This is a genomic window from Halomonas garicola (assembly GCF_055382465.1).
In genome coordinates this window covers 2,858,836-2,885,415 of record NZ_AP043931.1, presented here as the reverse complement: position 1 = coordinate 2,885,415, position 26,580 = coordinate 2,858,836, and the positions used below count along the sequence as shown (strand labels likewise).

21 protein-coding genes are annotated in these 26,580 nt (G+C 64.3%); 8 read left to right on the top strand and 13 right to left on the bottom strand.

Annotation, left to right across the window (positions count from 1 at the left end):
* Positions 1–58 precede the first annotated feature (58 nt).
* The 4 genes from dnaN to gyrB all read left to right on the top strand — a co-directional run bounded on the left by dnaN (position 59) and on the right by gyrB (position 6,391).
* Positions 59–1,162 carry a DNA polymerase III subunit beta gene (gene dnaN / locus ACZ46Y_RS13765; protein WP_311954814.1) on the top strand — a complete coding sequence of 368 codons (1,104 nt, stop codon included), beginning with the start codon at positions 59–61 and terminating at the stop codon, positions 1,160–1,162.
* A gap of 55 nt (positions 1,163–1,217) precedes the next feature.
* A complete protein-coding gene (locus tag ACZ46Y_RS13760; protein WP_311954815.1) occupies positions 1,218–2,633 on the top strand; it encodes an amidase in 1,416 nt (471 codons plus the stop codon).
* A gap of 143 nt (positions 2,634–2,776) precedes the next feature.
* Entirely contained in the window at positions 2,777–3,931 is a 1,155-nt protein-coding gene (gene recF, locus ACZ46Y_RS13755) for a DNA replication/repair protein RecF (protein WP_311954816.1), read from the top strand.
* Positions 3,932–3,970: 39 nt separating this feature from the next.
* Entirely contained in the window at positions 3,971–6,391 is a 2,421-nt protein-coding gene (gyrB, locus tag ACZ46Y_RS13750; RefSeq protein ID WP_311954817.1) for a DNA topoisomerase (ATP-hydrolyzing) subunit B, read from the top strand.
* A gap of 973 nt (positions 6,392–7,364) precedes the next feature.
* On the opposite strand, the gene gmhB is transcribed toward gyrB, so the two are convergent.
* The 3 genes from gmhB to glyQ all read right to left on the bottom strand — a co-directional run bounded on the left by gmhB (position 7,365) and on the right by glyQ (position 11,245).
* On the bottom strand, positions 7,365–7,937 hold the full coding sequence (gmhB, locus tag ACZ46Y_RS13745) for a D-glycero-beta-D-manno-heptose 1,7-bisphosphate 7-phosphatase (RefSeq protein WP_311954818.1): 573 nt from the start codon (positions 7,935–7,937) through the stop codon (positions 7,365–7,367).
* A 263-nt stretch (positions 7,938–8,200) separates the two neighbouring features.
* Positions 8,201–10,267: a glycine--tRNA ligase subunit beta gene (gene glyS / locus ACZ46Y_RS13740; RefSeq protein ID WP_311954819.1), complete on the bottom strand. Its 2,067-nt coding sequence runs from the start codon at positions 10,265–10,267 to the stop codon at positions 8,201–8,203.
* Positions 10,268–11,245, bottom strand: coding sequence for a glycine--tRNA ligase subunit alpha (gene glyQ, locus ACZ46Y_RS13735; protein ID WP_311954820.1), 978 nt, complete (start codon positions 11,243–11,245; stop codon positions 10,268–10,270).
* 292 nt (positions 11,246–11,537) lie between these two features.
* On the opposite strand from glyQ, the gene rfaD reads away from it, so the two are divergent.
* The gene (gene rfaD / locus ACZ46Y_RS13730) at positions 11,538–12,494 is read left to right on the top strand and encodes an ADP-glyceromanno-heptose 6-epimerase (protein WP_311954821.1); all 957 of its coding nucleotides are present in this window, start codon (positions 11,538–11,540) and stop codon (positions 12,492–12,494) included.
* Positions 12,487–13,548 carry a lipopolysaccharide heptosyltransferase II gene (waaF, locus tag ACZ46Y_RS13725; RefSeq protein ID WP_311954822.1) on the top strand — a complete coding sequence of 354 codons (1,062 nt, stop codon included), beginning with the start codon at positions 12,487–12,489 and terminating at the stop codon, positions 13,546–13,548. The genes rfaD and waaF overlap by 8 nt, the downstream gene beginning before the upstream one ends.
* Positions 13,549–13,589: 41 nt before the next feature.
* Here waaF and ACZ46Y_RS13720 read toward each other — a convergent pair whose 3' ends face one another.
* The 3 genes from ACZ46Y_RS13720 to ACZ46Y_RS13710 form a co-directional block, all read right to left on the bottom strand.
* Complete coding sequence (locus tag ACZ46Y_RS13720; RefSeq protein ID WP_311881913.1) at positions 13,590–14,339, bottom strand: IS5 family transposase; 750 nt, start codon at positions 14,337–14,339, stop codon at positions 13,590–13,592.
* A 91-nt stretch (positions 14,340–14,430) separates the two neighbouring features.
* Positions 14,431–16,032: a sulfatase-like hydrolase/transferase gene (locus ACZ46Y_RS13715; protein ID WP_311957701.1), complete on the bottom strand. Its 1,602-nt coding sequence runs from the start codon at positions 16,030–16,032 to the stop codon at positions 14,431–14,433.
* A gap of 200 nt (positions 16,033–16,232) precedes the next feature.
* Positions 16,233–16,541: a putative quinol monooxygenase gene (locus ACZ46Y_RS13710; RefSeq protein WP_311957700.1), complete on the bottom strand. Its 309-nt coding sequence runs from the start codon at positions 16,539–16,541 to the stop codon at positions 16,233–16,235.
* Between the two features lie 124 nt (positions 16,542–16,665).
* On the opposite strand from ACZ46Y_RS13710, the gene ACZ46Y_RS13705 reads away from it, so the two are divergent.
* On the top strand, positions 16,666–17,082 hold the full coding sequence (locus ACZ46Y_RS13705; protein ID WP_311957698.1) for a VOC family protein: 417 nt from the start codon (positions 16,666–16,668) through the stop codon (positions 17,080–17,082).
* Between the two features lie 109 nt (positions 17,083–17,191).
* On the opposite strand, the gene ACZ46Y_RS13700 is transcribed toward ACZ46Y_RS13705, so the two are convergent.
* The 3 genes from ACZ46Y_RS13700 to ACZ46Y_RS13690 all read right to left on the bottom strand — a co-directional run bounded on the left by ACZ46Y_RS13700 (position 17,192) and on the right by ACZ46Y_RS13690 (position 21,082).
* Positions 17,192–18,358, bottom strand: a complete 1,167-nt coding sequence (locus ACZ46Y_RS13700; RefSeq protein ID WP_311957697.1) for a nucleotide sugar dehydrogenase — start codon at positions 18,356–18,358, stop codon at positions 17,192–17,194.
* Positions 18,359–18,734: 376 nt separating this feature from the next.
* Positions 18,735–19,751 (bottom strand): UDP-glucose 4-epimerase GalE, encoded by a 1,017-nt coding sequence (galE, locus tag ACZ46Y_RS13695; protein WP_311957695.1) that lies wholly within the window; start codon positions 19,749–19,751, stop codon positions 18,735–18,737.
* Between the two features lie 2 nt (positions 19,752–19,753).
* On the bottom strand, positions 19,754–21,082 hold the full coding sequence (locus tag ACZ46Y_RS13690; protein ID WP_311957694.1) for an O-antigen ligase family protein: 1,329 nt from the start codon (positions 21,080–21,082) through the stop codon (positions 19,754–19,756).
* Positions 21,083–21,403: 321 nt separating this feature from the next.
* Between ACZ46Y_RS13690 and ACZ46Y_RS13685 the strand changes: the two genes are divergently transcribed.
* A complete protein-coding gene (locus ACZ46Y_RS13685) occupies positions 21,404–21,721 on the top strand; it encodes a GIY-YIG nuclease family protein (protein ID WP_311957693.1) in 318 nt (105 codons plus the stop codon).
* Between the two features lie 186 nt (positions 21,722–21,907).
* Here ACZ46Y_RS13685 and ACZ46Y_RS13680 read toward each other — a convergent pair whose 3' ends face one another.
* From ACZ46Y_RS13680 to ACZ46Y_RS13665, 4 genes are all read right to left on the bottom strand, one after another.
* A complete protein-coding gene (locus ACZ46Y_RS13680) occupies positions 21,908–23,104 on the bottom strand; it encodes an IS4 family transposase (protein ID WP_311882096.1) in 1,197 nt (398 codons plus the stop codon).
* 967 nt (positions 23,105–24,071) lie between these two features.
* Positions 24,072–24,833 carry an ElyC/SanA/YdcF family protein gene (locus ACZ46Y_RS13675; RefSeq protein ID WP_311957725.1) on the bottom strand — a complete coding sequence of 254 codons (762 nt, stop codon included), beginning with the start codon at positions 24,831–24,833 and terminating at the stop codon, positions 24,072–24,074.
* A gap of 176 nt (positions 24,834–25,009) precedes the next feature.
* Positions 25,010–25,624, bottom strand: coding sequence for a plasmid pRiA4b ORF-3 family protein (locus ACZ46Y_RS13670; protein ID WP_311957729.1), 615 nt, complete (start codon positions 25,622–25,624; stop codon positions 25,010–25,012).
* Positions 25,625–25,711: 87 nt separating this feature from the next.
* The gene (locus tag ACZ46Y_RS13665) at positions 25,712–26,557 is read right to left on the bottom strand and encodes an O-antigen ligase family protein (RefSeq protein WP_311957734.1); all 846 of its coding nucleotides are present in this window, start codon (positions 26,555–26,557) and stop codon (positions 25,712–25,714) included.
* Between the last annotated feature and the right edge of the window lie 23 nt (positions 26,558–26,580).

Sequence of the window (26,580 nt, the reverse complement as noted above, 5' to 3'; positions counted from 1 at the left end):
CAAGCCTTCAAGCCGACACCCTCAAGTCAACATTCTCAAGTCAAAACCCGGAGCCTTGATGAAATTTTCCATTTCCCGAGAAGCGCTGCTGCGGCCGCTGACGCTGGTGGCAGGCGTGGTAGAGCGCCGCCAGACGCTGCCGGTGCTCTCCAACGTGCTGATAGAGATAGACGGCGACCAGGTCGCCCTGACCGGTAGCGACCTCGAGGTCGAACTCATCGGCCGCACCGTGGCCAGCGCCGTGGAGCAGCCGGGGGCGATTACCGTACCGGCGCGCAAGCTGATGGATATCTGCAAGTCGCTGCCCGAGCAGGCCGAGCTTCAGCTGTCCGTGGAAGACAGCCGCGTGCTGCTGGTCAGCGGCCGCTCGCGGTTTACGCTTGCCGCGCTGCCCGCCGCCGAGTTTCCCGGCATCGAGGACACCGAGGCCAGCCAGGAGCTGAGCATCCCCCGGGGAACGCTCAAGCGCCTGATGGACGCCACGGCCTTTGCCATGGCCCAGCAGGACGTGCGCTACTACTTGAACGGCATGCTGCTGGAAATGCAGAGCGGACTGCTGCGCGCCGTGGCCACCGACGGCCACCGGCTGGCCATGTGCTCCCGGGAGCTTGAAGTCAACGTCGACGAGGCGCAGAAGCTGATCGTGCCGCGCAAGGGCATTCTCGAGCTCTCCCGGCTGCTCGACGACAGCGACGAGCCGGTTAGCCTCACCCTGGGGCCGACCCACGTGCGCGCCCACACCGGCGACTTCACCTTCACCTCGAAGCTAATCGACGGCAAGTTCCCCGACTACGAGCGGGTGATACCCCGCGGCGGCGACAAGGTGATGCTCGCCGAGCGCGCCGAGCTGCGCCAGGTGCTGTCGCGCACGGCGATCCTCTCCAACGAGAAATACCGCGGCGTGCGGCTGTATCTCGAAGCCGGCAACCTCAAGGTGATGGCCAACAACCCCGAGCAGGAAGAGGCCGAGGAAAGCATCGCGGTGGAGTACGACGGCCCGGCCATGGAGATGGGCTTCAACGTCGGCTACCTTATCGACGTGATGAGCGTGCTCGGCGAAGACCGCGTGCAGATGACCCTGGCCGACCCCAACAGCAGCGCGCTGCTGGAAGAGCCTGGCGGCGGCGATTCTCTTTACGTAATTATGCCAATGCGACTGTAATAGAAAAGAGCGATGTTTTTCTTCCCACGAATCTTCCTGCGAAGAGGGGCCCAACATGAGCGAAACGGACCTGGGGATGATGGACGCCGGCCAGCTGGTCGCGCTGTTCAAGGCCGGCAAGGCGTCCCCCGTTGAAGCCACCGAGGCGGCGCTCGAGCGCATCGAGCGCTTCAACGACAGCGTCAACGCCTACGTTTACGTCGACCACGAAGGCGCCAGGCACGCCGCCCACGCCTCCGCCAGGCGCTGGGGCCAGGGCAACCCCGCAGGCCCCGTCGACGGCGTGCCGGTGTCGCTCAAGGATCTCACCGAAGTGGCCGGCATGCCCGCCCGGGAAGGCTCGCTGACCGTGCCGGACAGCCTCTGTGAAAAGGACGCCCCGCCGGCGCGCAGGCTGCGCGAGGCGGGTGCTGTACTGCTGGGGAAAACCAACAGCCCCGAGTTCGGCTGGAAGGCGGTCACCGATAACCGCGTTTACGGCGCCACGGCCAACCCCTGGGATACCCGGCTGACCCCCGGCGGCTCTTCCGGCGGGGCGGCAACGGCGGCGGCGCTCAACATGGGCGTGCTGCACCAGGGCGGGGATTCCGGCGGCTCCATCCGCATTCCCGCGGCCTTTACCGGCGTCTTCGGCTTCAAGCCCACCTTCGGCTGGACGCCCCAGTGGCCGCCGGCCAAGGAACCCACGCTTTCCCACATCGGCCCGCTGACCCGCAACGTGCCCGACGCCGCGCGCATGCTCAACGTCATCGGCCGCTACGACTTCAGCGACCCCTACGCCGTGCGCGGCCAGCCCGACGACTGGGGCGTGGATCTAAACACGGATCTGCGCGGCCTGCGCATCGCCTACTCGGCGGATCTGGGCTACGCCCAGGTGGACCCGCAGATTGCCGAGCGCGTGCGCGAAGCGGCGGAAAGGCTCGAAGCGCTGGGCGCCGAGATCGTTGAAATTGATCCGGGGTTTGCCTCCCCGATCGACATCTTCCGCCGGCTGTGGTTCACCGCCTCGCTCGAGCTCTGGAGCCAGTGCGACGAAAAGCAGCGCGCGCAGCTGGACCCCGGCCTGCTGGCCAACGCCCGGCATGCCGAAGGCTGGAGCGCGGTGGACCTGTTCCGCGCCCAGGCCGACCGCGCGCGGCTGACCCTGGAGCTCGAGCACTTCAACCAGTCCTATCACCTGCTGATGACGCCGTCAGTGCCCATCGAGCCGTTCGCGATCAATCACGAAGTGCCGCCGGGAAGCGGTATGCGCGACTGGGAAGAATGGGCGCCGTTCTCCTACCCGTTCAACCTGAGCCAGCAGCCGGCTGCCTCGGTGCCCTGCGGCTTTACCTCGAACGGCATGCCGGTGGGCTTTCAGCTGGCCGGCGGTAAATACGACGATATCCGCGTGCTGCGGGCCTGCCATGCCTACATGGAGGCCCACCCGCCGCGCTTCCCGGCCATGCCCGACCCCACCTGGCAAGGGTGATAAGCCCGCTTCATACCAGGGAGAGCAGGGGCTCAGCGCTTTCTTGCCGGACGTTTTACTCCATGAGAACAGGGCACTTGCCCGAACGGCGCATCGCCAGCCGCGGTGCGCCGTTTCCTTCTGTCTGCCACCGCGGTGCCCGGATGAGTATCGAACAGCTGAACTTCCACGGGCTGCGTAACCTCCAGCCGCTGTCCTTCGCGCCCGCCGCCGGGATCAACGTCATCACCGGGGCCAACGGCAGCGGCAAGACCAGCCTGCTGGAAGGCATTCATATTCTGGGCATGGGGCGCTCCTTCCGCACCCGCCAGCTGAAAAACGTCATCCAGCACGACGCCGGCGAATTCACCCTCTTTGGTCGCCTGGCCGGCGAGCAGGGCGCCGCCGGCACTACCCTGGGCGTGCGCCGGATCCGGGGCGAGCGCGAACTCGAGCTGCGCCTGCGCGGCGAGCGCCACGCGCGCCTGGCCGAGCTGGTCGAGGCGCTGCCGCTGCAGCTGATCAACCCCGATGCCTTTCGCCTGCTGGAAGGCTCCCCATCGGGGCGGCGGGAGTTTCTCGACTGGGGAGTGTTTCACGTGAAACATGAGTTTTTGACCGCCTGGAAGGGCGCCCGCCGGGCGCTGAAACATCGGAATGCCCTTCTCAGGCGTGGTAGAATGGAAGGGAGGCTGGATGCCACCCAGCTGGACGTTTGGGAGCAGGAGCTGGCTAGCCGCGGCGAAACGGTGGATCGGCTGCGCCAGGAATGGTTCAGCGCCTTTTTGCCGGTCTTCGAGGAGACGCTCAAGGCGCTGATGCCCCTCGAGGGGTTAACCCTGCACTACGCCCGGGGGTGGGATAGAAAGCGCCCGCTGGCGGAAGCGCTGCACGCCGGGCGCGCTACCGACGCGCAGATGGGCTTTACCCAGCAGGGCCCCCAGCGGGCGGACCTGCGTATCCGGATGCATAAAAAACCGGCGATCGAAGTGCTTTCCCGAGGCCAGCAAAAGCTGGTGGTAAGCGCGCTCAAGCTTGCCCAGGGCCGGCTTTTGGAAAGCATTTCAGCACCTGGCACGGCAGTCAGGCACTGCGTCTATCTGATCGATGACCTGCCTGCCGAGCTGGACGGCAGGTACCAGCAGCGCTTCTGCGAGCTGCTGGAGTCCATGCAGTGCCAGGCATTTATTACCAGCGTTGAACCGGGTGCCTTGCAGAACCGCTGGCTCCCCGACACGGCGATCAAGATGTTTCACGTGAAACATGTCGACCGGGAAGAGCCGGGACAGCCGGCATCGGGCCGGCTGGTGGAAGGGTAGGCGACACGGAACAAGACAGACTTCACGACGGAGTGGTCAATGAGCGAGCAGGCTTACGATTCATCAAGCATCAAGGTGCTCAAGGGGCTGGACGCGGTGCGCAAGCGTCCGGGCATGTACATCGGTGATACCGACGACGGCACCGGGCTGCACCACATGGTGTTCGAGCTGGTGGATAACTCCATCGATGAGGCGCTGGCGGGCTACTGCAGCGAAATCCGCGTCGTCATCCACCCGGACGAATCGGTCACCGTCAGCGACAACGGCCGCGGCATTCCCACCGAGATTCACCAGGAAGAGGGCGTCTCTGCCGCCGAGGTGATCATGACGGTGCTCCACGCCGGCGGCAAGTTCGACGACAACTCCTACAAGGTCTCGGGCGGGCTGCACGGCGTGGGTATCTCCGTGGTCAACGCGCTGTCTGAGGAGCTGCGGCTGACCGTTTGGCGCCAGGGTGACGTGTTCGAGCAGGTGTACAACCACGGCGTGCCGAGAGCGCCCCTTGGCGTGGTCGGCACCACGGAAAAAAGCGGTACCCGGGTGCATTTTCGCCCCTCGACGGATACCTTCGCCAATATCGAGTTCCACTACGATATTCTCGCCAAGCGCCTGCGCGAGCTGTCCTTCCTCAACTCCGGTGTGGCCATTCGCCTGATGGACGAGCGCAGCGGCAAGGAAGAGCTGTTCCGCTACGAAGGCGGCCTGCGGGCGTTCGTCGAGCACCTCAACACCAACAAGACGGTATTGAACCCGGTGTTTCACTTTACCTCCGCGCGCGACGACGGCATCGAGGTAGAAGTGGCCATGCAGTGGAGCGACACCTTCAACGAGAACATCCACTGCTACACCAACAACATTCCCCAGCGCGACGGCGGCACCCACATGGCCGGCTTTCGCGCCTCGCTGACGCGCACGCTCAACCACTACATCGAGGCCGAAGGGCTGCTGAAAAAAGCCAAGGTCAGCACCGCCGGCGACGACGCCCGGGAAGGGCTGACGGCGATTGTGTCGGTGAAGGTGCCGGACCCCAAGTTCTCTTCCCAGACCAAGGAAAAGCTGGTTTCCAGCGAAGTCAAGACCGCCGTCGAGCAGGAAATGGGGCGGCTGCTGGCCGACTATCTGGTCGAGAAGCCCAACGAGGCCAAGGCCATCGTCAACAAGATGCTCGACGCTGCCCGCGCCCGGGAGGCGGCGCGCAAGGCCCGGGACATGACCCGGCGCAAGGGCGCGCTGGATATCGCCGGGCTGCCCGGCAAGCTCGCCGACTGCCAGGAAAAGGACCCCAGCCTTTCCGAGCTCTACCTGGTCGAGGGCGACTCCGCCGGCGGCAGCGCCAAGCAGGGGCGCGACCGGCGCATCCAGGCGATCCTTCCGCTCAAGGGCAAGATACTCAACGTGGAGAAGGCGCGCTTCGACAAGATGCTCTCGTCCGCCGAGGTGGGCACGCTGATCACCGCCCTGGGCTGCGGCATCGGCCGCGAAGAGTTCAACCCGGACAAGCTGCGCTACCACTCGATCATCATCATGACCGACGCCGACGTCGACGGCTCGCACATCCGCACGCTGCTGCTGACGTTTTTCTTCCGCCAGATGCCCGAGCTCATCGAGCGCGGTCACGTCTTCATCGCCCAGCCGCCGCTTTACAAGGTCAAGCGCGGCAAGCAGGAGCTCTACCTGAAAGACGAGCAGGCGATGGTCGACTACCTGACCAGCACGGCGCTTGACGGCGCCCAGCTCTACGTCAACGCCGACGCGCCGGGGATCGGCGGCTCGCAGTTGGAAGCGCTGGTCACCCAGTACCGCGGCGTGATGCGCCGCATCGAGCGCCTGTCGCGGATCTACCCGTACACCGTGCTCGAGCAGATGGTGCAGACGTCGGCGCTTTCCGGCGAATCCAGCCTGAAAGACCGCGTGACCATGCAGAACTGGATCGACGAGCTGCAGCAGATCATGGACGACAAGGCCGCCTACGAAGGCGGGCCGCGCTACTATTTCTACCTTCACGAAGACGAGGAGCGCGGGCTTCACCTGCCGGCGGTATCCCTGGTGGCCCACGGCGTGACCAACAGCTATATGTGGGGGCTGGACTTCTTCGAAAGCGCCGACTACCGAGCGATGACGGCGCTTGGCGAGACGCTCTCGGGGCTGCTGGAAGAGGGCGCCTACATCACCCGGGGCGAGCGCAAGAAAACGGTCTCGAGCTTTTCCGAGGTGCTCGCCTGGCTGATGCAGGAAGGCCAGCGCGGCCTCTCGGTGCAGCGCTACAAGGGCCTGGGGGAAATGAACCCCGAGCAGCTGTGGGAAACCACCATGGATCCGGACAGCCGCCGCATGCTGCGCGTGAGCATCGAGGACGCCATCGCCGCGGACATGATGTTCAACACCCTGATGGGCGACGAGGTCGAGCCCCGACGAGACTTCATCCAGTCCAACGCCCTGGCGGCCAACATCGATATCTGACTGTGCTGAAGCAAAAACGGGCATGTTTCACGTGAAACATACCCGGTGAAAGGAAAAGCAGCGCCGCCGGCACATAGCCAGCGGCGCTTTTTTTATGGCATCGCGCACACACCCTCTACGAGTCATCGCGAGCGAAGCGTGGCGATCTCCTGCTGTGCCAGTAGCAAGAAACCCCGAGATAGCTTCGCTGCGCTCGCCATGACCGTAGTGGGTGGCGTGCTTCGTTCGCTACGACGTAGGGAGTGTGGTACTCGCCTCCCGCTACCGTCATCGCGAGGAGCGTAAGCGACGTGGCGATCTCTTACGCCGCGAGCGGCAACCAACCCCGAGATAGCTTCGCTGCGCTCGCTATGACCGGTAGTAGGTAAGGCGCTCGCTGCTCACCCGCTATTGTCATCGCGAGGAGCGTAAGCGACGTGGCGATCTCCTGCTGTGCCAGTAGCAAGAAACCCCGAGATAGCTTCGCTGCGCTCGCTATGACCGGTAGTAGGTAAGGCGCTCGCTGCCCACCCGCTATTGTCATCGCGAGGAGCGTAAGCGACGTGGCGATCTCCTACGTTGCGAACGGCAACCAACCTCGAGATTGCTTCACTGCGTTCGCAATGACTCATAGTGGGCGTATGCCCTTTTCTCGCTACCGTCATCGCGAGGAGCGTAAGCGACGTGGCGATCTCGCAGCTGCGGGGGGCACGGTAAAGAAACCCCGAGATAGCTTCGCTGCGCTCGCCATGACCGTAGTGGGTGGCGTGCTTCGTTCGCTACGACGTAGGGAGTGTGGTGCTCGCCTCCCGCTATCGTCATCGCGAGGAGCGTAAGCGACGTGGCGATCTCTTACGCCGCGAGCGGCAACCAACCTCGAGATTGCTTCACTGCGTTCGCCATGACCCATAGTGGGCGTATGCCCTTTTCCCGCTACTGTCATCGTGAGTCGCGCAGCAATGACTCAATTCAGGCGGCGATAGCCTGCCTGCTGTCACCCCAGCAGCCAGTCGACAAAGGCTGCGAGGTCATCAAACGCCGGCGTATCCTCGGCGTGCTGTCCCTTGGCCTCGGTGTTTTTACCCTTGCCGGTGCGCACCAGCGCCGGGCGGGCGCCGGCGGCGTCGCCGGCCTGCAGGTCGCGCAGGCTGTCGCCCACCATCCAGCTGCCGGCAAGCGTTGCCAATCCAAGCGTATCGCGTACCTGGTACAAAAGGCCCGGCAGCGGCTTGCGGCAGTCGCAGCCGTCGTCCGGGCCGTGGGGGCAGTAGGCGATGGCGTCGAGCCGGCCGCCGGCGTTTTTTACCATCTCGGTCAGCCGCGCATGCATTTGCTCGAGGGTGGCGGAAGTAAAGTAGCCTCGGGCAATGCCCGACTGGTTGGTGGCCACGGCCACGGCGTAGCCGGCCTTCGTCAGCCGGGCGATAGCGTCAACGGCCTGGGGGTAGACGACAAACTCGTCCAGGGTTTTGACGTAGGCGTCGGAGTCGCGGTTGATCACGCCGTCACGGTCGAGAATCACCAGGCGGTCAGGGGAGTACGAAGTGGCATTGGGCGTAACGGTCATGGTATTTCCGGTGTCCTGAACAGAGATGTTTCACGTGAAACACTTTTCACAGCAGCGTGGATAATGCCCGGCCGGGGATAGGTCAAAGAGGGATTTTACGCCAGGGATGGCGTAAGTAGCTTCCAGGGATGGATTCACAGCGTCTCTCGTGACCTATCCGCGGCGTTGGGCATTATATATCCAGTGACTGCCGTTTCAGTTTCGGGCAGCAAACAAAAAGCCCGGCGAAAGCCGGGCTTGAGAGAGACAAAGCGTTCACCAGGCTACTGCGGCAGCTCGGCGATATCCGCCACTTCCAGAAACAGCGCCTGCAGGCTCGCCAGCAGGGCCAGGCGGTTGTGGCGCACGGCGTCGTCGTTGGCCATGACCATCACCTGGTCGAAGAAGCGGTCCACCGGCTCGCGCAGGGTGGCCAGGGCGTCCAGGGTTTCCATGTAGAGGCCCTTGGCCAGCAGCGGGGCTACGCTTTCCCGGCGGTTGCCCAGCGCCTCGAACAGCGCCTGTTCGGCGCCTTCGCCGAGCAGATCGCCATTGACCTCGGTTGAGCCGTCGTGGTCCTGCTTGGCGAGAATGTTCGACACGCGCTTGTTGGCAGCGGCCAGCGCAGCGGCTTCGTCGCGCCGGGCGAAGGCCTGAACGGCGTACAGCCGGCGGGCAAAGTCCAGCGGCCGGGTTACCGGGCGCTTGCGCACGGCGAGGTACATCTCGGTGCTGATGCCGTGATCCTGCCCCCAGGCGCGGAAGCGGTCGAGCATGTAGGTCAGCACGTCGTCGACCACCGTGTCGCCCCGGGGAAGGCCGCTGTGCTGCTCGGCGGCCAGGGCCAACAGCTCGCGCAGGTCGAGGTCGAGCTCGCCCTGGACCAGAATATTAATCACCGCGATGGACGCCCGGCGCAGGGCGAAGGGGTCCTTGGCGCCGGTGGGGCGCGCGCCGATGCCGAAGATGCCGGTCAGCGTATCCAGCCGGTCGGCAAGGGCGACCGCCTTGCCCGCGGCGGTTTGCGGAATGGCGTCGCTTGCAAAGCGCGGCAGGTACTGCTCCTCAAGCGCGGTGGCCACCTCGTCGGCTTCGCCGTCCCGGGCGGCGTAGTAGCGGCCCATGATGCCCTGAAGCTCGGCAAACTCCTGAACCATCTCGGTGACCAGGTCGCACTTGGCAAGCCGGGCGGCGCGCCTGGCGTGATCCTCGTCGCCGCCGATCCGCTCGGCGATAAAGGCGGCGACGGCTTCGCTGCGCCGGGCCTTGTCGGCAAGCGTGCCCAGCTGATGCTGGAAGACCATGTCGTCAAGCGCCGGCAGGCGGCTTTCCAGGGTGCGCCTGCGGTCGGTGTCGTAAAAGAACACCGCGTCGGCCAGCCGCGGGCGGATGACCTTTTCGTTGCCGGCAATCACCTGGTCGGGGTCGTGGCTTTCGATGTTGGCCACGGTGATGAACAGCGGCTTGAGGCGGCCGTGTTCGTCGAGCAGGTGGAAGTACTTCTGGTGGGCCTGCATCGAGGAGATCAAGCACTCCGCCGGCACCTCGAGGAAGCGTTCGTCAAAGCTGCCGGTGAGCGCCACCGGCCATTCCACCAGGCCGGCAACTTCGCGCAGCAGATCCTCGTCGATGACCGCGATGGCGTTGTTGATCTCGGCCTCGGCCAGCACCTGCTCGCGGATGCGCTCCCGGCGCTGTTCGCGGTCGGCCAGCACGTAGGCGTTTTCCAGGGTGCTCGGGTAGTCGTCGGCGTGGGCCAGCTGAACGGCGTCCGGGGCGTGGAAGCGGTGGCCGTAGGTGGTGCGGCTGGCGGTCAGGCCCAGCGCCTCGGCGGCGACGACTTCGCTGCCGTAGAGCGCCACCAGCCAGTGCACCGGGCGGGAGAACTCGGTGCGGGTGTCGCCCCAGCGCATGTACTTGGGCACCGGCAGGGCGCTGATGGCCTTGTGCAGAATGCCGGGCAAAAGCGCGCCGACGCTCTCGCCGGTCTGTTGTTCGCGGTAGCCAAGCCAGGTGCCCTTGGCGGTTTCAAGCTCGATGAGCTGATCGACGCCGACCCCGCAGGAGCGGGCAAAGCCCTCGGCGGCCTTGGTCGGCGCGCCGTCCTTGAAGGCGGCGGCGAGGGCGGGGCCGCGGCGCTCGACTTCGCGGTCGGGCTGCTTGTCGGCAAGCGCGCTCACCTGGACGGCCAGGCGGCGGGGCGTGGCCAGGGCGCGAACCTCGCCAAAGGGTACGTCGGCGGCGTCCAGGCCGTTTTTGATGCCCTCGGCAAAGGCATCGGAGAGCGCGTCAAGGGCCACCGGCGGCAGCTCCTCGCAGCCGAGTTCGAGTAACAGCGTATCCGTGGCCATTCAGGCGTCTCCCTTGTCGTTGACACTTTGGTCGTCAGCGAGCAGCTCGTCTCGCAGGGCCTCGGCGGCGAGCGGGAAGCCCGCCGCCTTGCGCGAGGCGTAGTAGGCGCTACCCACGTCCCGGGCCAGGGTACGCACGCGCAGGATGAAGCGCTGGCGTTCGGTCACCGAGACGGCGTGGCGGGCGTCCAGCAGGTTGAAGGTGTGCGATGCCTTGAGCACCTGCTCGTAGGCGGGCAGCGGCAGGCCGGCCTCGAGCAGGCGGGCGCATTCGCCTTCCTGGTGGTCGAAGGCCTTGAACAGGTAGTCGACGTCGGCGTGCTCGAAGTTGTAGGCGGACTGCTCGCGCTCGTTCTGCAGGTAGACGTCGCCGTAGGTGACCCGGCTGCCGTCCGGGGCGACCGTCCACACCAGATCGTAGACGCTGTCCACGTCCTGAAGGTACATGGCGATGCGCTCGAGGCCGTAGGTCAGCTCGCCGGTCACCGGGAAGCACTCGATGCCGCCGGCCTGCTGGAAGTAGGTAAACTGGGTGACTTCCATGCCGTTGAGCCAGACCTCCCAGCCCAACCCCCAGGCGCCGAGCGTGGGCGATTCCCAGTTATCTTCGACAAAGCGCACGTCGTGGACCAGCGGGTCGAGCCCCAGGCGTCTGAGCGAGCCCAGGTAGAGGTCCTGGAAGTGGGCCGGAGAGGGCTTCATCACCACCTGGAACTGGTAGTAGTGCTGCAGGCGGTTGGGGTTTTCCCCGTAGCGGCCGTCGGTGGGGCGTCGCGACGGCTGCACATAGGCAGCGTTCCAGTTTTCCGGGCCGATGGAGCGCAGAAACGTCGCCGGGTGGAAGGTGCCCGCGCCCACTTCCATGTCCAGCGGCTGCAGCACCACGCAGCCCTGCTCGGCCCAGTATTGCTGCAGGGCCAGAATCAGTCCCTGGAACGTCGACACGTCGGGTGTCGAGCTATTGGTTGAAACACTCATCGAAGCACCGTTGACCATGAATTCATAGAGCGTCAAGTATACAATTCATGGCAGACAGGTTATAGGCGCGTGCCGCTTCGGGCGCAGGGCAATGGCAGCTGTATATGCGCAGGAGAGTCGGTAACAGGTCAAAGAGAGGGTTCTACGCCAAGGATGGCGTAGGTAGCGTCCAGGGATGGATTCATAGCGCCCTCTCGGCGACCTGTTGCCGGTTCTAACTGCGATAGTTCTGCGATAGCTCCGGGGGCGTAGAGCGCGGCATCAATAGCATACGAGACAAGCAGGAGCGAACATGATCGTAGTCACAGGCGGTGCCGGGTTTATCGGCGCCAATATCGTCAAGGCGCTGAACGCGCGGGGCCGCACCGACATCATGGTGGTGGACGACCTGCGCGACGGCACCAAGTTCGTCAACCTGGCGGACTTGACGCTTGCCGACTACCGCGACAAGGACGCCTTCATCGCCGACGTGCGCGCTGCCCTTGCCGGCGAGCCCACCGATCTACCCCGGATCGAGGCGATTTTCCACGAGGGCGCCTGCTCGGACACCACCGAGTGGGACGGCCAGTTCATGCTGGAGAACAACTACGCCTACTCGCGGACGCTGCTCGACTACTGCGACCGCTACGGCGTCGCCTTTCTCTACGCCTCCTCGGCGGCCACCTACGGCGGCAGCAGCGTGTTCAAGGAAGACCCGGCGTTCGAGCGCCCGCTCAACGTCTACGGCTACTCCAAACTGCTGTTTGACCAGCACGTGCGCGCGCGCTGGGATTCGCTTACCACCCAGGTAGTGGGCTTTCGCTACTTCAACGTCTACGGCCCGCGCGAGCAGCACAAGGGCAAGATGGCAAGCGTGGCGTTCCATCATCACACCCAGATCAGCGGCGGCGACAACCTCAAGCTGTTCGGCGCCTGGGACGGCTATGAGGCGGGCATGCAGAGCCGGGATTTTGTCTACGTCGGCGATGTGGTCGACGTCAATCTGTGGTTTCTCGATAATCCCGGGCGCTCGGGCATCTTCAACCTGGGTACCGGCCGCGCCGAGCCGTTCAAGGCCATCGGCGAGGCGGTGATCGACTTTTACGGCCGGGGGCAGATCGACTATATCGACTTCCCCGACGGGCTCAAGGGCCGCTACCAGAGCTATACCCGGGCGGATATCGAACACCTGCGCGAGACCGGCTGCGACGTCGAGTTCAACACCGTCGCTGAAGGCGTCAGAGCCTATCTGGAGTGGCTGAATGGCTAAAGCGGTAGAGCACCTGCTGGTGGTCGGGCCGTCCTGGGTGGGCGATATGGTGATGGCGCAAAGCCTGTTTATCACGCTGAAACAGCGCTACCCCGACGCCACGATCAGCGTGGTAGCCCCGGCGTGGTCGGAGCCCATCCTTGCGCGCATGCCCGAGATCACCGAGGTGATGCCGCTCGCCGTGGGTCACGGCGAATTCGGCTGGGGGGCGCGGCGCGCAATGGCGCAGCGGATGCAGGGGCACTTTGACCGCGCCATCGTGCTGCCGCGCTCGTGGAAGTCAGCGCTGGTGCCGTTTCTGGCGCGAATCCCCGAGCGGGTGGGATTTCTCGGCGAGCAGCGCTACGGGCTATTAACCGAGCACCGGTCGCTGGATAAAAGCGTGCTCGACCAGACGGTCAAACGGTTTGTCGCCCTGGGGCTGCCCGCCGCTGAAGCGGCGCCGGGCGATTTTGCCATTCCTGCGCCGCGCCTTGAAGTCGACGCTGATAATCAGGCGAGCCTGCGCCAGCGCCACGGGCTGCCCGCGCGCCCGGCCATCGGCATGATGCCCGGCGCCGAGTTTGGGCCGGCCAAGCAGTGGCCGCTTGAATACTTTCACGAACTGGCGAGAAGATTAATCGACGACGGCTTCGCCGTGCGCATCTTCGGCGGCCCCGGGGACCACGCGGCCGGGGAGACCATCGTTAGCGGGCTTGCGCATGCTCACAACCTTTGCGGGGCCACCTCGCTTGCCGATGCCGTGGACCTGCTGGCGGACTGCGCCCAGGTAGTGACCAACGACTCCGGGCTGATGCACGTGGCCGCCGCGGTGGGCACCCGGGTGCAGGCAATCTACGGCTCCTCAACGCCCGACTACACGCCGCCGCTGACCGATAACGCCCGTATCCACTACCTGGCGCTTTGGTGCTCGCCGTGCTTCAAGCGCGTGTGCCCGCTGGGGCACACCAACTGCCTGAACCACCTCTACGTCGAGCCGGTGTACCGGGCGGTGCGCGAAAGCGCCGAGCCTCCCCAGACGCTGCGCCCTCAGCCGTCGATGCCCAGGCGTTAATGCTCAGTCGTTAATGCCAGTCCTTAGGGCCTGTTGACGTTTCACATTGGTAGCCATAAAAAGCCGCATGCCAAGGCCACCATGCTTTCGTAATTTCGTTTGAGCTTATCGTAGCGCGTCGCAATGGCGCGATACGGTTTCAATCGAGCAAAGGCATTCTCAACCAGATGCCGGTAGCGATATAACCCTCTGTCCAGATTGGCATTTCCTTTTTTCGAGTTACGCCTGCGTGGAATGACGGCAGCCATTCCTTTGGCTTCGACCTGCTCACGGATACGTTCACTGTCATAGCCTTTGTCAGCCACCAGCGCGTCACCTGCCGGCAAACCGTCAATCAATGCCTGGGCTTCCGTGCTGTCGTGCACTTCACCCCCGGTTATTCTGAAGGCGATCGGCAACCCATAAGCATCCACGGCCAAGTGGATCTTGCTGGTATTGCCTGCACGACTTTTGCCAATGGCTTCTGCATCTTCCGTGGCAGCCCCAGTGCTATCTTGGTGAGCCTTGACGTAGGAACCATCAATAAATAGCCACTCGACATCAGGATCTTCCACCAGAGAGATGAAAATCCTCATCAGCTTTCCACTCGCTGACCAGGCGTTGAAGCGCTTGTAGACCGTGTTCCAGGGGCCAAACGCCTCCGGTAGGTCCCGCCACGGGCAGCCGGTTCGCATCCGATAAAGGATGCCTTCCACCGTGGTACGCAGATCGGTCTTGTCATAAATACCTTGTTGAAGCAGGATAGATTTCAGCTTCGGCCAGTGTTCATCCGTGAGCATTTGTCGGGGCATGGCAGGCTTGCAGTTTGTTGGCTTAGGAACCTTTATTCTGTGAGCTTGCCCCTATCCTGCCAATACCCCTGCCATGAAACGTCAACAGACCCTAATAATTGTCCTGGGGCGGCTCCTGGTCCTCGCGCCGCTGGGGCGCAAGGCCTTCCCAAAGGCGATGCTGCAGCTCGTTTTCTTCCAGCAGCCGGGCGTTGATCTTGTCCTTGCCGTAGCGCTCAAGCAGGGTGTGGGAGTCCGGCTTCAACAGCGACGCGCCGAGCCCGGCCCGGTGCTCTGCGGCCGGGTAGCCCATGGCGTCGAGGATGGTGGGAAACAGATCGACGATCGAGGCGCGCCGGGAAATTCGCCGGGGTTCCAGGCCGTTGCCCAGCAGCATAAAGGTGTTTTCCCGGGGCAGGCCGACAAGCTCGTCCCAGACCGAGACGCGCATGGACAGGTGGTCGCTTGCCACCACCACCAGGGTATCGTCCAGCAGGCCTTCGTCCTCCAGCCGCTCGACCAGCCGGCGGGCCAGCCAGGCCGAACACTTCACCGAGTAGAGAATGTCCTGATCGTCCCATTCGCCCTGGCGCTCGCGGCAGCTCTGGGCCGGGAAGCCGGCGGGCGCATGGGCGGACAAACTGATGTTGACCACCCCCCAGGGGCCGTCGCTTTCGGCGTCCAGGCGCTTGATTTCGTCGACGGTGAGGTCGTAAAGGGTGTCGTCGTAGAGCCCCCAGTCGTTGACGTAGTCGGGGTCGTCAAGCCCGTCCTTGAGTTCGTCGAGGCCCATGACGTTGTCGAAGCCGTGGCCTTCGTAAAAGCGCCCCTTGCCGGCAAAGGATTTGCTCGCCCCGCCCAGGTAGCTGAGCCGGTAGCCCTGCTCGTCGAGCAGGTCGCCCAGGCACTTCACCCCGGGTACCACTTCGGCCAGCGGCTCGAACTGGCGGTCGTGAACCAGCCCCGCGGGCATCAAGGGAGTGCCGCACTGGCTGCCGATCATGCCGGCCATGGTCCAGCCGGTGTTGTTGATCTGCTCGACGCCTTCAAACACCACGGCGTCTTCGCCAAGCTCGCGCAGGTCGTCGTAGGTGTCGCCGAAGGTGGCGTCGCCGTAGGTGCGCTCCAGGCTTTCCAGGTAGAGGATCACCAGGTTGGGCGGGTCGTCCTGCCTGTCGATGGCGGGGTGCTGGTAGTGGCGGTCGAGCCAGCCGCCGTCGTCGGTGACCACCGCGGCGCTGCGCTCCCCGAGCCCCAGCAGCAGCGGGTTGCCCACCAGCAGCGCCAGCGCAATCAAAGGCTCGATGCGCCGCAGCCGGGCGTCCCGGCGCACCAGCCAGGTAAAGGCGCATAAAAGCCCGATCATGCACAGCGTATAAACCCCGGCGGCGATCAGGCGCTCGGTGCCGCCGTGGTCGGTAATCCCCGCCTGAAGGTGGAAAAACACCGCGCCCAGGTCGACGTTGCCGAAGCTGTCGGCAAGGTAAACGTAAAGGCCCCAGAGGCACAGCGGCACCAGCGACCACGGCCAGGCCCGGCGGTAGCCGCCAACGTTGCTGCCCACCCGCAGCTGCAGGCCCAGGGCGCCGGCCAGCACGGCCACGCAGGGCAGCGTCCACCAGGGCAGGCGCGTCAGAGTGATCAGCGTATAGCCAAGGCCGAGGCCAAGCGCCGTTGCGGGGAGCCAGGCGGCGAGCTTTAAACGGGCAAGCATGGGGCAGTTTTCCTGATGGTAAGGCGTTGCAGCCCGCCAGGCGAGGCCGCGTCAGCCATTGGGGGTCAACGCTGCTCCGTCGGGCGGAGAGCGCCCGCGGCAATGAACAAAAGCTTATCACGAGATACAAAAACGGCACGACCCGAAGGCCGTGCCGTTACCCCTGTACCGCCGGGAAAACGCGCTGCCGCCGCGGCAGCTCAGCGCTTGGACGCGTGATTGGCCGCCAGAACGTCGGCCTTGATCACGCTCTGCTCGGCGATCAGCTCGTTGACCACCGCGCGGCTTTCCTTGTAGTGCTCGGTGGTCTTGTGCTCGGCAAGCGCCTCCTTGCTTTCGTAGATTTCGTAGAGGTGGAAAAGGTCGGGACTGTTCTGGTCCTCGAGCACGTCGAAGACGTAGCAGCCCGGCTCCTCGCGCACCGAGGCTTCGGCGTTGGGCAGCATGGCGCGCAGAAACTCCTCGCGCTTGCCGGGCTTGAGCTGGGTCTGAACAATAATGCAGTACATGGCATCTCCCTGGGTTGACGGCTATACTGGCGGACAATAACGTAATGGAAAATATTTCCATAGTCCGCCCGGTGGCGGCGATTTTCCACCACAACCCATCCTTGTTTCAACTCACGGAGCTTTTATGCAACGCCCACCCGCCTTTAACGGCATGCGCCATATCGCCCTGCAGGTACAGGACCTGGAAGCCTGCGAGCGTTTCTACACCGAAATCCTGGGCATGTCGCTTCTGCGCCGCGCCCACGAAAACCTCGTCTACCTGACGCTTGGCAACGACAACTTCTCGCTCGCCCGGGCCAAGGAAGACACCGGCGGCGACCCCCAGCGCCTCGACCACTTCGGCTTTGTGGTCGATAACAAGGAAGATGTCGACAAGTGGTACGACTACCTGGTCGCCCAGGGCATCAAGGTCTCGCGCCCGCCACACGACCACGGCGACGGCGGCTACAGCTTCTACTGCCTCGACCCCGACGGCAACAGCGTCCAGCCGCTCTACCACCCCAGCGTCTCCGGCCAGACCTTCAGCGAAGCCAAGGGGTAAAGTGCCGCCTGCTGCCCTGCCGCCGGGGCGGTGGCACAAGGCCCTGGTGGCAGCAGGGTGTTGTGGGAGCTGACTTCAGTCAGCGATGATGTAGCCACCAAAGAGCTACTCAGTCACTGCCGAAAAGATCGCGCGTATAGACTTTATCCTTGACGTCAGCGAGCTCGCTGACCATACGGTTGCTGAGGATCACATCGGCTTTGGCCTTGAAGGCGTCCAGGTCGCGCATCACCCTCGAGCCGTAGAAGGTGTCCTCTTCCAGCACCGGTTCATACACGATCACCTCAACCCCCTTGGCCTTGATGCGCTTCATCACCCCCTGCATGGCGCTGGCGCGGAAGTTGTCCGAGCCGGCCTTCATGATCAGGCGATAAACCCCCACCACTCCCGGCCGGTGGTTGATAATCTGTCCGGCGACAAAGTCCTTGCGGGTGCGGTTGGCATCGACGATCGCCTGAATGATGTTGCTGGGCACGTTCTGATAGTTGGCCAGCAGCTGCTTGGTATCCTTGGGCAGGCAGTAGCCGCCGTAGCCAAAGCTGGGGTTGTTGTAATGATCCCCGATGCGCGGGTCGAGCCCCACCCCCTCAATGATCTGGCGGCTGTCCAGCCCGTGGGTCTCGGCGTAGGTGTCCAGCTCGTTGAAATACGCCACGCGCATGGCGAGGTAGGTATTGGCAAACAGCTTGATCGCCTCGGCCTCGGTGCTGTTGGTCAACAGCCAGGGGATGTCCTGTTTTTCCGCCCCCTGCTTCAGCAGGCCGGCAAACCGCTCGGCGCGCTCGGAGCGCTCGCCGACAACAATCCGCGAGGGGTGCAGGTTATCGTACAGCGCCCGCCCTTCGCGCAAAAACTCCGGGGAAAACAGCAGGTTTTCCGTACCAAAGCGTTCGCTGGCCCCCCGGGTGTAGCCGACCGGCACGGTGGACTTGATCACCATCAGCGCCCCGGGGTTGACCGCCATGACGGTCTGGATCACCGCTTCCACGCTTGAGGTATCAAAGGTGTTGGTCTTCGGGTCGTAGTCCGTGGGCGTGGCGATCAGCACGATATCGGCCTCGCGGTAGGCTGCTTCGGCGTCCAGCGTAGCGCGAAAGCTCAGCGAGCGGTTGGCGAGAAAGTCGCTGATCTCGGCGTCCTCGATGGGCGAGATGCCGTTATTCAACAGGCCGACTTTTTCCGCCACGATATCCACGGCGACCACGTCATTATGCTGGGCCAGCAGCATGGCGTTGGAAAGGCCGACGTAGCCGGTACCGGCAACAGCGATGTTCATGGGGGAGTCCTTTTCATTGGTTGTGCTTAAAAGAGCAGCGTGCATGCCCGATATGTCATGGCGAGCGCAGCGCGATACCCGCTACGTCACGGCGAGCGCAGCACTACCCCCACTACGTCATGGCGAGCGAAGCGTGGCCATCTCGGGTTTTGCCCGATATCGGCCCAAGAGATCGCCACGTCGCTACGCTCCTCGCGACGACGGTAGCGGGCGGTGAGCGCCATATCTACTACCAGTCATGGCGAGCGAAGCGTGGCCATCTCGGGTTTTGCCCGATATCGGCCCAAGAGATCGCCACGTCGCTACGCTCCTCGCGACGACGATAGCGGGAAGCGTACACCATCCTCACGACGGCGATAGCGAGCCGCGCGCTCCGTCAGCGGGCGTAGCCCTGGGGGTTGGCCTGCTGCCAGCGCCAGGTATCCGCAAGCATGTCCTCGAGCCCGCGTTCGGCGTGCCAGCCGAGTTCCTCGCGGGCCAGCGCCGGGTTCGCCCAGCACTCGGCGATATCGCCTTCCCGGCGGGGCTCCACTCTGTACGGCACAGGGCGGCCCGAGGCGCGCTCAAAAGCACGAACCATCTCCAGCACCGAATAGCCGCGCCCGGTGCCCAGATTCCAAATGCCAACCCCTCGGCGCGCGGCCAGCACCTGCATGGAGGCCAGGTGGCCCTCGACCAGATCCATGACGTGGATATAGTCGCGCACGCCGGTACCGTCGGCGGTGGGGTAGTCGTTGCCAAAGACCGACAGCGCCTCCCGCCGGCCGACGGCCACCTGGGCGATAAACGGCACCAGATTGTTGGGCTTGCCGTTGGGGTCTTCGCCGATGCGCCCGCTTTCGTGGGCGCCCACCGGGTTGAAGTAGCGTAAAAGCGCAATCGACCAGCGCTCGTCGGCGCGGGCGAGGTCCTGCAGCACGTTCTCCACCATCAGCTTGGAGGTGCCGTAGGGGTTGGTGGGCTTCCCCGTAGGCAAGCCCTCGTGAATCGGCATCGGGTGGCCGTCGCCGTACACCGTGGCCGAGGAGCTGAATACCAGCCGATAAACCCCGGCTGCCGCCATGGCCTGGCACAGCGTCAGCGTGCCGGCGACGTTGGTTTCGTAATAGCGCAGCGGCTCGGCCACGCTCTCGCCCACCGCCTTCAGCCCGGCAAAGTGCAGCACGTCGCTGATCGCGTGGTCGGCAAACAGCGCATCCAGAGCGTCACGATCGCGGATATCGCCTTCAATGAAGGTGGGCGCCTTGCCGGCCAGTTCGGCCACCCGGCGCAGCGCCTCCCGGCTGGCGTTGGCCAGGTTATCGAGCACGACGACGTCGTGCCCCGCCTTAAGTAGCGTCAGCACCATATGCGAGCCGATATAGCCCGCGCCGCCGGTGACCAGTATTGCCATGGTTAACTCCCTGGGTTGGATTCGTCGTGAACCTGAGTCTGGCGGCCGCCTGCCCGCTGTTCTGCTGCCCGTCGCAAGGCCGCCCAGCAAATCACACACAGGCCAAGATAACCGCTGAGCCCGCGCACGTCGCGCAGCATCGACTGGGTCAGGCCGAAGTCGATAAAGGCGATGGGAACCATCATGCCGGCGGTCGCCAGCGCGCTCAGAGCCGGGTCGCGGTGCGAGCCCTTCGCACGCCGCCAGAACAGCCACAGCGGCACGCCGTAGAGCACTAGCAAGGTACCCAGGCCAAGCAGCCCGCGGCGCGCCGCGGTGTCGATCATGTCGCTGTGCAGCTGGTCGTAGCGGCTGATGCCGGGCGGGAACTCGCCCTTTGCCACAAGCCGGTCGCGGGCCGCTTCCAGGTGGCCTTCCCCCCAGCCGGTCAGCGGCCGCTCGGGGAAGAGTGTGGCCCCGGCGCGCCACATCTCCAGCCGCAGGCCCACCGAGGTCCCGCGTGACTCACCCTGCCAATACTGCTGAAGGTTGCTGACCGCCTGATCCACTCGCGCCACCACCCCGCTCTGCGGCAGCAGCACCACGCCCAGCAGTATGGCGACGATCCCCGCGGTAATACCGCGGCGAAGGCCGGTAGGTACCAGGCCGCGTGCTGCCCGATACACCAACAGCAACAACAGCGGCGCGGCGATCCAGCCGCCGCGGGTACCCGACAGCAGCGAGCCGGTCAGGCCTGCTGCCGCGCCCAGCAGGCTCAGCGCCAGCAGGCCGCGCCGGCCAGAGAGACCGCGGCCCAAACACCACAGCGCGCCCATCAACGAGAGCGCCCCCAGCAGCAGCGCAAGGTTGCCGAAGGGAATAGCGTTCATACCGTTGGCGGCGCGCGCCTGGCCCAGCACCAGCCGTTCGTAAAGCGCGATGGCGCCCGCGCCCAGCGCGCCGCAGCTTGCCGCCCACCATAGCGTTTGCGTCGGCGGCGGAAAGCGGCGCAGCCACACCAGCAGCGCCGCGGCCAGCAGTGGCCATAGCGGCAGCAGCACGCCCTGATTGCCTTCGCCCACCGGCCAGATTCCCGTACGCCACACGTCGCCAAGCCAGAGCCCGCCATAGGCCAGCAGCGCGGCCCCCAGCAGGGCATCGTCGCGGTCGAGCCGGCGCCAAAGGCGCTGCGGCGGAGTGAGCGCCAGCCCCGCCAGCAGCGTCACTCCCGCCAGCAGCGGCACCATGGCATAGCTTAAAGGCACCACAATCAGCAGCGCCACAAAGGCAAACACCCAGACACCGTTCAAACGCGTTAACAGGCGCCCGAGCTGCATGTTGTTAATAGTCACTTCCTCCCGGCAAAGCGCCCTCCACGCCATCAAGTACGAGATCGCCACGTCGCTACGCTCCTCGCGACGACACGCCCGTCATAGCGAGCGCAGCACTACCCCCACTACGTCATTGCGAACGCAGTGAAGCAATCTCGGGTTTTGCCCGATATTGGCTCAAGAGATCGCCACGTCGCTACGCTCCTCGCGACGACGGTAGCCGGGAAAGGCGCCACCGCACTTCCTGCGTCATAGCGAGCGAAGCGTGGCTATCTCGGGGTTTGCTGACAGCCCCCACACCGTCTACGTCAAGGCGAAGACCAGCAGGCACGGCTACGCTTGATGAATAATCCCACCAAGGCAACCCTCGCCATGCCGGAAAAAACGTATTACGTCTACATGCTCACCAACCGGCACAACCGCGTCTTGTATACAGGGGTTACCAATGACCTGGTGCGCCGCCTCTATGAACACAGAAACAATCTGGCACCGGGGTTTACCAGCCAGTATCGCTGCCACAAACTCGTCTGGTGCGAGCTATATGACCACCCCCAAGACGCCATTCAACGCGAAAAGCAGCTTAAAAAAGGCTCACGAAAGAAAAAGATCGCGTTGATTGAAGCAGAGAACCCCAGCTGGGAAGACCTGATGCCGTGGTGAAGCCGTTACAATGCCACCGCACTCAAGAGATCGCCACGTCGCTGCGCTCCTCGCGATGACGCGCCCGTCATAGCGAGCGAAGCACCACCCCCACTACGTCATAGCGAGCACTACCCCCACTACGTCATTGCGAACGTAGTGAAGCAATCTCGGGTTTTGCCCTGACGAATCCCCACGAATATGTTGCTACTCGCCGCATAGGCTCTGCTCCCTGACTTCCTCGCGAAGTCGTGCTCGGAGGGTTGTCCAAGCAGGCCAAGGCACGGCGTCGGGTTGATGACGACGAAGACATTCCAAGCCCAGGCGCCACACGGAAAGCACGCTCCGGTGCCGGATACTGTTGCTCTGATAGCGCCGCTGTTGCCCCCGGGCTCGGACATCCAGGCCGGCCACCATCATGGCCACGTTCGCCAACATGGCGATCAGCAGCAGGACCTCGATGCGCTTGCCCTGGCGAGACTGATGCATGCCGAAGCCCAGCCCGAACAAGGGACTTTTGACATCGCGGAACCCTTCCTCAATCTGCATGCGCTGTCGGTAGATCGTTACCACTTTATTCGCCAGCGTTGAGCGGTCCGGCAGATTGCTGACCAGCACCCAGGGCTCCTGCTGACGCCGGGCGATCGTCCGGCTGCCGCCGTCCCGAGAGATCCGGCCTTGTTTATTGCGATGCTTACGTCCCCGTGGCGGTCGATAATAGAGCACCATCTGAGCGCGGAACGGATGGTTTTCGGCGATCCGGACGGAGCCCCACGCCTGCGGTTCCGATGTCGCGTGTTGAAACAGGGTCTTCACGGGTTGCCATGCTTCGCCTGACGCCTGGTAACGGGCGGGCTGACGGACCCGTCCAACGATATACCAGCCGCGCGCTTCAACGGCCCGAAACCACGGGTTACGAAAGCCGGCATCGGTCACCAGGATCGGCGTGGCCTTGTCGGGCAGGATCCTTGCCAGCGCATCCAGCAGATAGGCTTCACAGTATGGGCATCCTTCCTTGTGATGAACCTTCTCGAAGATGGGCAGCGATCGCCCGGCGAAGGGCACCGCCGCACGCAGCAGGAAATGCCTGCCGCGGTCATCAATCGGCGACCAGTCCACCAGAATCAGTGGGCGCGTTGTATGGCCGATCAGCAGCGAGGCCATGAGCCAATAGAACAGCGGTCGTTCCTGATGAAGGTGAGGGTTGCCTAATAGTCGATCGACTCGTTTGATGGCGTGCTTGGCATCCGTCGAGCTCGGCAACGCACGGCCAATGGCCGTTAATCCCAGACGTCGCTCGCCCAGCAGAGCGCCAACGGTATCGAGGACGGTCTGTAGCCGCTTGGCATGGATCACGGAGAGTGAAGACGTCAGCAAGTTATGCAAGAATCGAGGGGCCTGCATGGGTCTCCTTCGCATGTTGTTGTGTGTCGTAACTCACAACATGCATGACTCATGCAGGCTTTTTCAATCCTATCATGCTGATTTTATTACCCATTTCATGGGGATTCCTCAGGGTTTTGCCCGATATCGGCTCAAGAGATCGCCACGTCGCTACGCTCCTCGCGACGACACGCCCGTCATGGCGAGCGAAGCACTACCCCCGCTACGTCATGGCGAGCGAAGCGTGGCCATCTCGGTTTTTCTCTACAGCGCCACCGCACTGCACAAGATCGCCACGTCGCTGCGCTCCTCGCGACGACACGCCCGTCATGGCGAGCGAAGCACTACCCCCGCTACGTCATGGCGAGCGAAGCGTGGCCATCTCGGTTTTTCTCTACAGCGCCACCGCACTCAAGAGATCGCCGCGTCGCTGCGCTCCTCGCGACGACACGCCCGTCATGGCGAGCGAAGCACTACCCCCGCTACGTCATGGCGAGCGAAGCGTGGCCATCTCGGTTTTTCTCTACAGCGCCACCGCACTCAAGAGATCGCCGCGTCGCTGCGCTCCTCGCGATGACACGCCACTACGTCATTGCGAACGCAGTGAAGCAATCTCGGGTTTTACTGACCGGGCCCCGCAAGTACGAGATCGCCACGTCGCTACGCTCCTCGCGATGACGGTAGCCGGGAAAGGCGCCACCGCACTTCCTACGTCATAGCGAGCACTACCCCCACTACGTCATTGCGAACGCAGTGAAGCAATCTCGGGTTTTACTGACCGGGCCCCGCAAGTACGAGATCGCCACGTCGCTACGCTCCTCGCGATGACGATAGCCGGGAAAGGCGCCACCGCACTTCCTACGTCATGGCGAGCACTACCCCCACTACGTCATAGCGAGCGAAGCGTGGCTATCTCGGGTTTTGCTGACCGGGCCCCGCAAGTACGAGATCGCCACGTCGCTGCGCTCCTCGCGACGGCAAATCCCCCTCACTCAAGCCTCAGGGCCAAGTGGCCCAGCGCTTCATACATTGCCCGCTCGGTCTTGTGAAGGTGGCGGGCAGAGGGCAGCCAGTAGCCCAGCGAATGCTGTTTGCCGACGTCCAGTAAGTAATGCGTCGGTGCGGCGACGGGGGTCAGGCCCGCCTTCTGGAAATGGCGCATCGCGCGCGGCATATGCGAGGCGGAGGTGACCAGTACCACGGTGGCGCCTTCGCCAAGCGCCTCACGCACCGCCTGCGCTTCCTGCCCGGTGTCGGTAGCATGGTCAAGCAGACGCAGCCTGGTTTCGGGCACCCCAAGCGCCTTGGCCGCGTCGCCGTAGCCCCGGGCAATCGGCGCCTCTCCAGGGTCACGGCTGGCGCCGGTAACGATCAGCGGCAGGTCAGATGCCTGCTGCCATAGGCGTATTCCCTCCATCAAGCGAATAGCGGAGCTGTTATTCAAGCGCCCAACACTCGACCAGGGAGCGCCTGGCCGCCAGCCGCCGCCCAGAACGACGACGGCCTCGGCCGGGGGCGCCTCCGGCAAATCCTGAAGCGCCGGATAGCGGGTTTCCAGCGGCATCAGCAAGCGCTCCGCCACCGGCCCCCAGCTGGCCAGCGCCAATACCGCCGCCCCCAAAGCAAAGGCCGACCACCCGGCCCGCCGATAGCGGCATTTCAGCAGCACCGCCCCCAGCGCCAAAAGCCCCATGCAAAGGGGTAACGGCATCAGAAGTTGGGCGGCCAGCGTCTTGACCAGCTCGTACATATGGCTTTCTCGCAGCTCGGGGCGCTTAACATGCCCCTGCGCTCCGAGCTCATGGCGAGGCCGCTAACCGTGTCAGGGAGTGGGGCATTACTCAGAAGAAATCTGCGCACCGCCTGGGTATCACCCAGCCCCGCCTCAACGACCTGCTGAACGGTCGCATGGGAAGCCCTGTCCCTTTAGCGACGGCTCCATATCGAGGGGGTGACTGCCTCGATAGCGCTGGGCGCGTTTCCAAGACGTCGAAAGCTCGCCTGGAAGGGTACGAGCATGTCGGCGACCTCAGCCTCGTCCAGCGCCTCCGGGTCGAACTTGCCACCGAGTACCTCCAATAGCTCTTGGCCGTGTTCATCCTGTTCGCCGGCGGCGGCCGCCTTCAACGCCTCATAGCCCACCGTGCCGCCGATGTCTTCTGGCGGGCAGGCCATGGCACCGTCAATAAACCGCGGGCAGGGGTCGGTCTTCTCCAGCTCCGTAGCCTCGATGATAAGGCGGTGTTCCCAGCCGTCGCCGAAGTCGTAGAGGTAGTGAAACGCATTGTCCCTGACACGTGCAGCCATCGCCTTGAGCCTGGCGTTGCGTGCCTGCGCAATAGGCAGGTCGCTCCACTCGTCCGGCTCGCCGTAGTAGCGGCCGTTGCATTCGAACTCATAGAGGTGGCAGTCCGCCCAGCCCATCACGTCCTGGATCAGTTCGTGGAGGCGGTGCAAGTTGATTTGTTCAGGCACCACCACGCGGCGCCAGACCAGCGGGTCGGTATTGAGCAGTTCAATGCGCAGGCGAATGTCGGCCATGGATGGGCTCCGGCAAGTAAGGGTGTAGCGCCATGGTAGCGCGAGTTCTCCGCGGGTCCAGCCCCCGGAATCAGAAGACTCCAAAGCTCATGGACAATAAGGCAACGCGGTATGGCCCGACGAGCGCTGCCGGCGCGCCCAGTCGCGCTGGAAGGCGGCAATCTGCGCCGCGGCGATCAGCAGCACAATAAAGCCGGTAGCGCCGGCATGGTAGAGCGGCATGGAAAGCAGGCAAAGCACCAGCACCGTGACGCCGCAGCTGAGAAGGCCAAGGCCCCACATGGCGTGCCAGTGGCGGCTCAAGCAGGCCCAGGCCAGCGCTTTCAGGGGCAGCAACACGACGGCGGCAAAGCCGAGCAGCCCCACCAGCCCCAGGCCGGTGGCCACGCTTGCCAGCAGCGAGACGTAGTCGCGATAGCCCGCCAGGGTACCCTCCCCCGTCAGCGGCGCAAGGTGGCCGGTGCCCAGCAGCCAATGCGCCTGGAACACCTCCCAGGCCTCGCCCCACAGCGCCACGCGTTCGACAATACCGGGATTCAGCGCCCGGGCCTGGTCGAACGCGCCGTTGAGGATCAGGCCAATGGCCTGCAAGGGCTCGACCAGGCGCTGAGTCAGCGGCGAGGCGGTCGGCAGCAGCCAGTCGTGGCTGACCGTCCCCAGCAGCAGTACCGCAAGTAGCGCGATCACGCCCAGCCGACCCAGCCGATAGCCCTGATGGCGCCCCAGCACCGTGGTAGCGACGACATAAACCCCGCCACCCGCGGCCGCTGCCAGCCAGGCCGTGGTATAGCCCGTGCCCATCAGCACCATCATGGTAAGCACCGTGACCAGCGAGGTCAGCAGCAGCTGCGCGGAAGGGCGCCAGCCGGTGCCCAGCCGCTGCAGGCTGGCCAGCAGCATCGCCAGTACCATCACCAGGCCAACGCTTGCCATAAACCCGGTCTGCGAAGGTACGC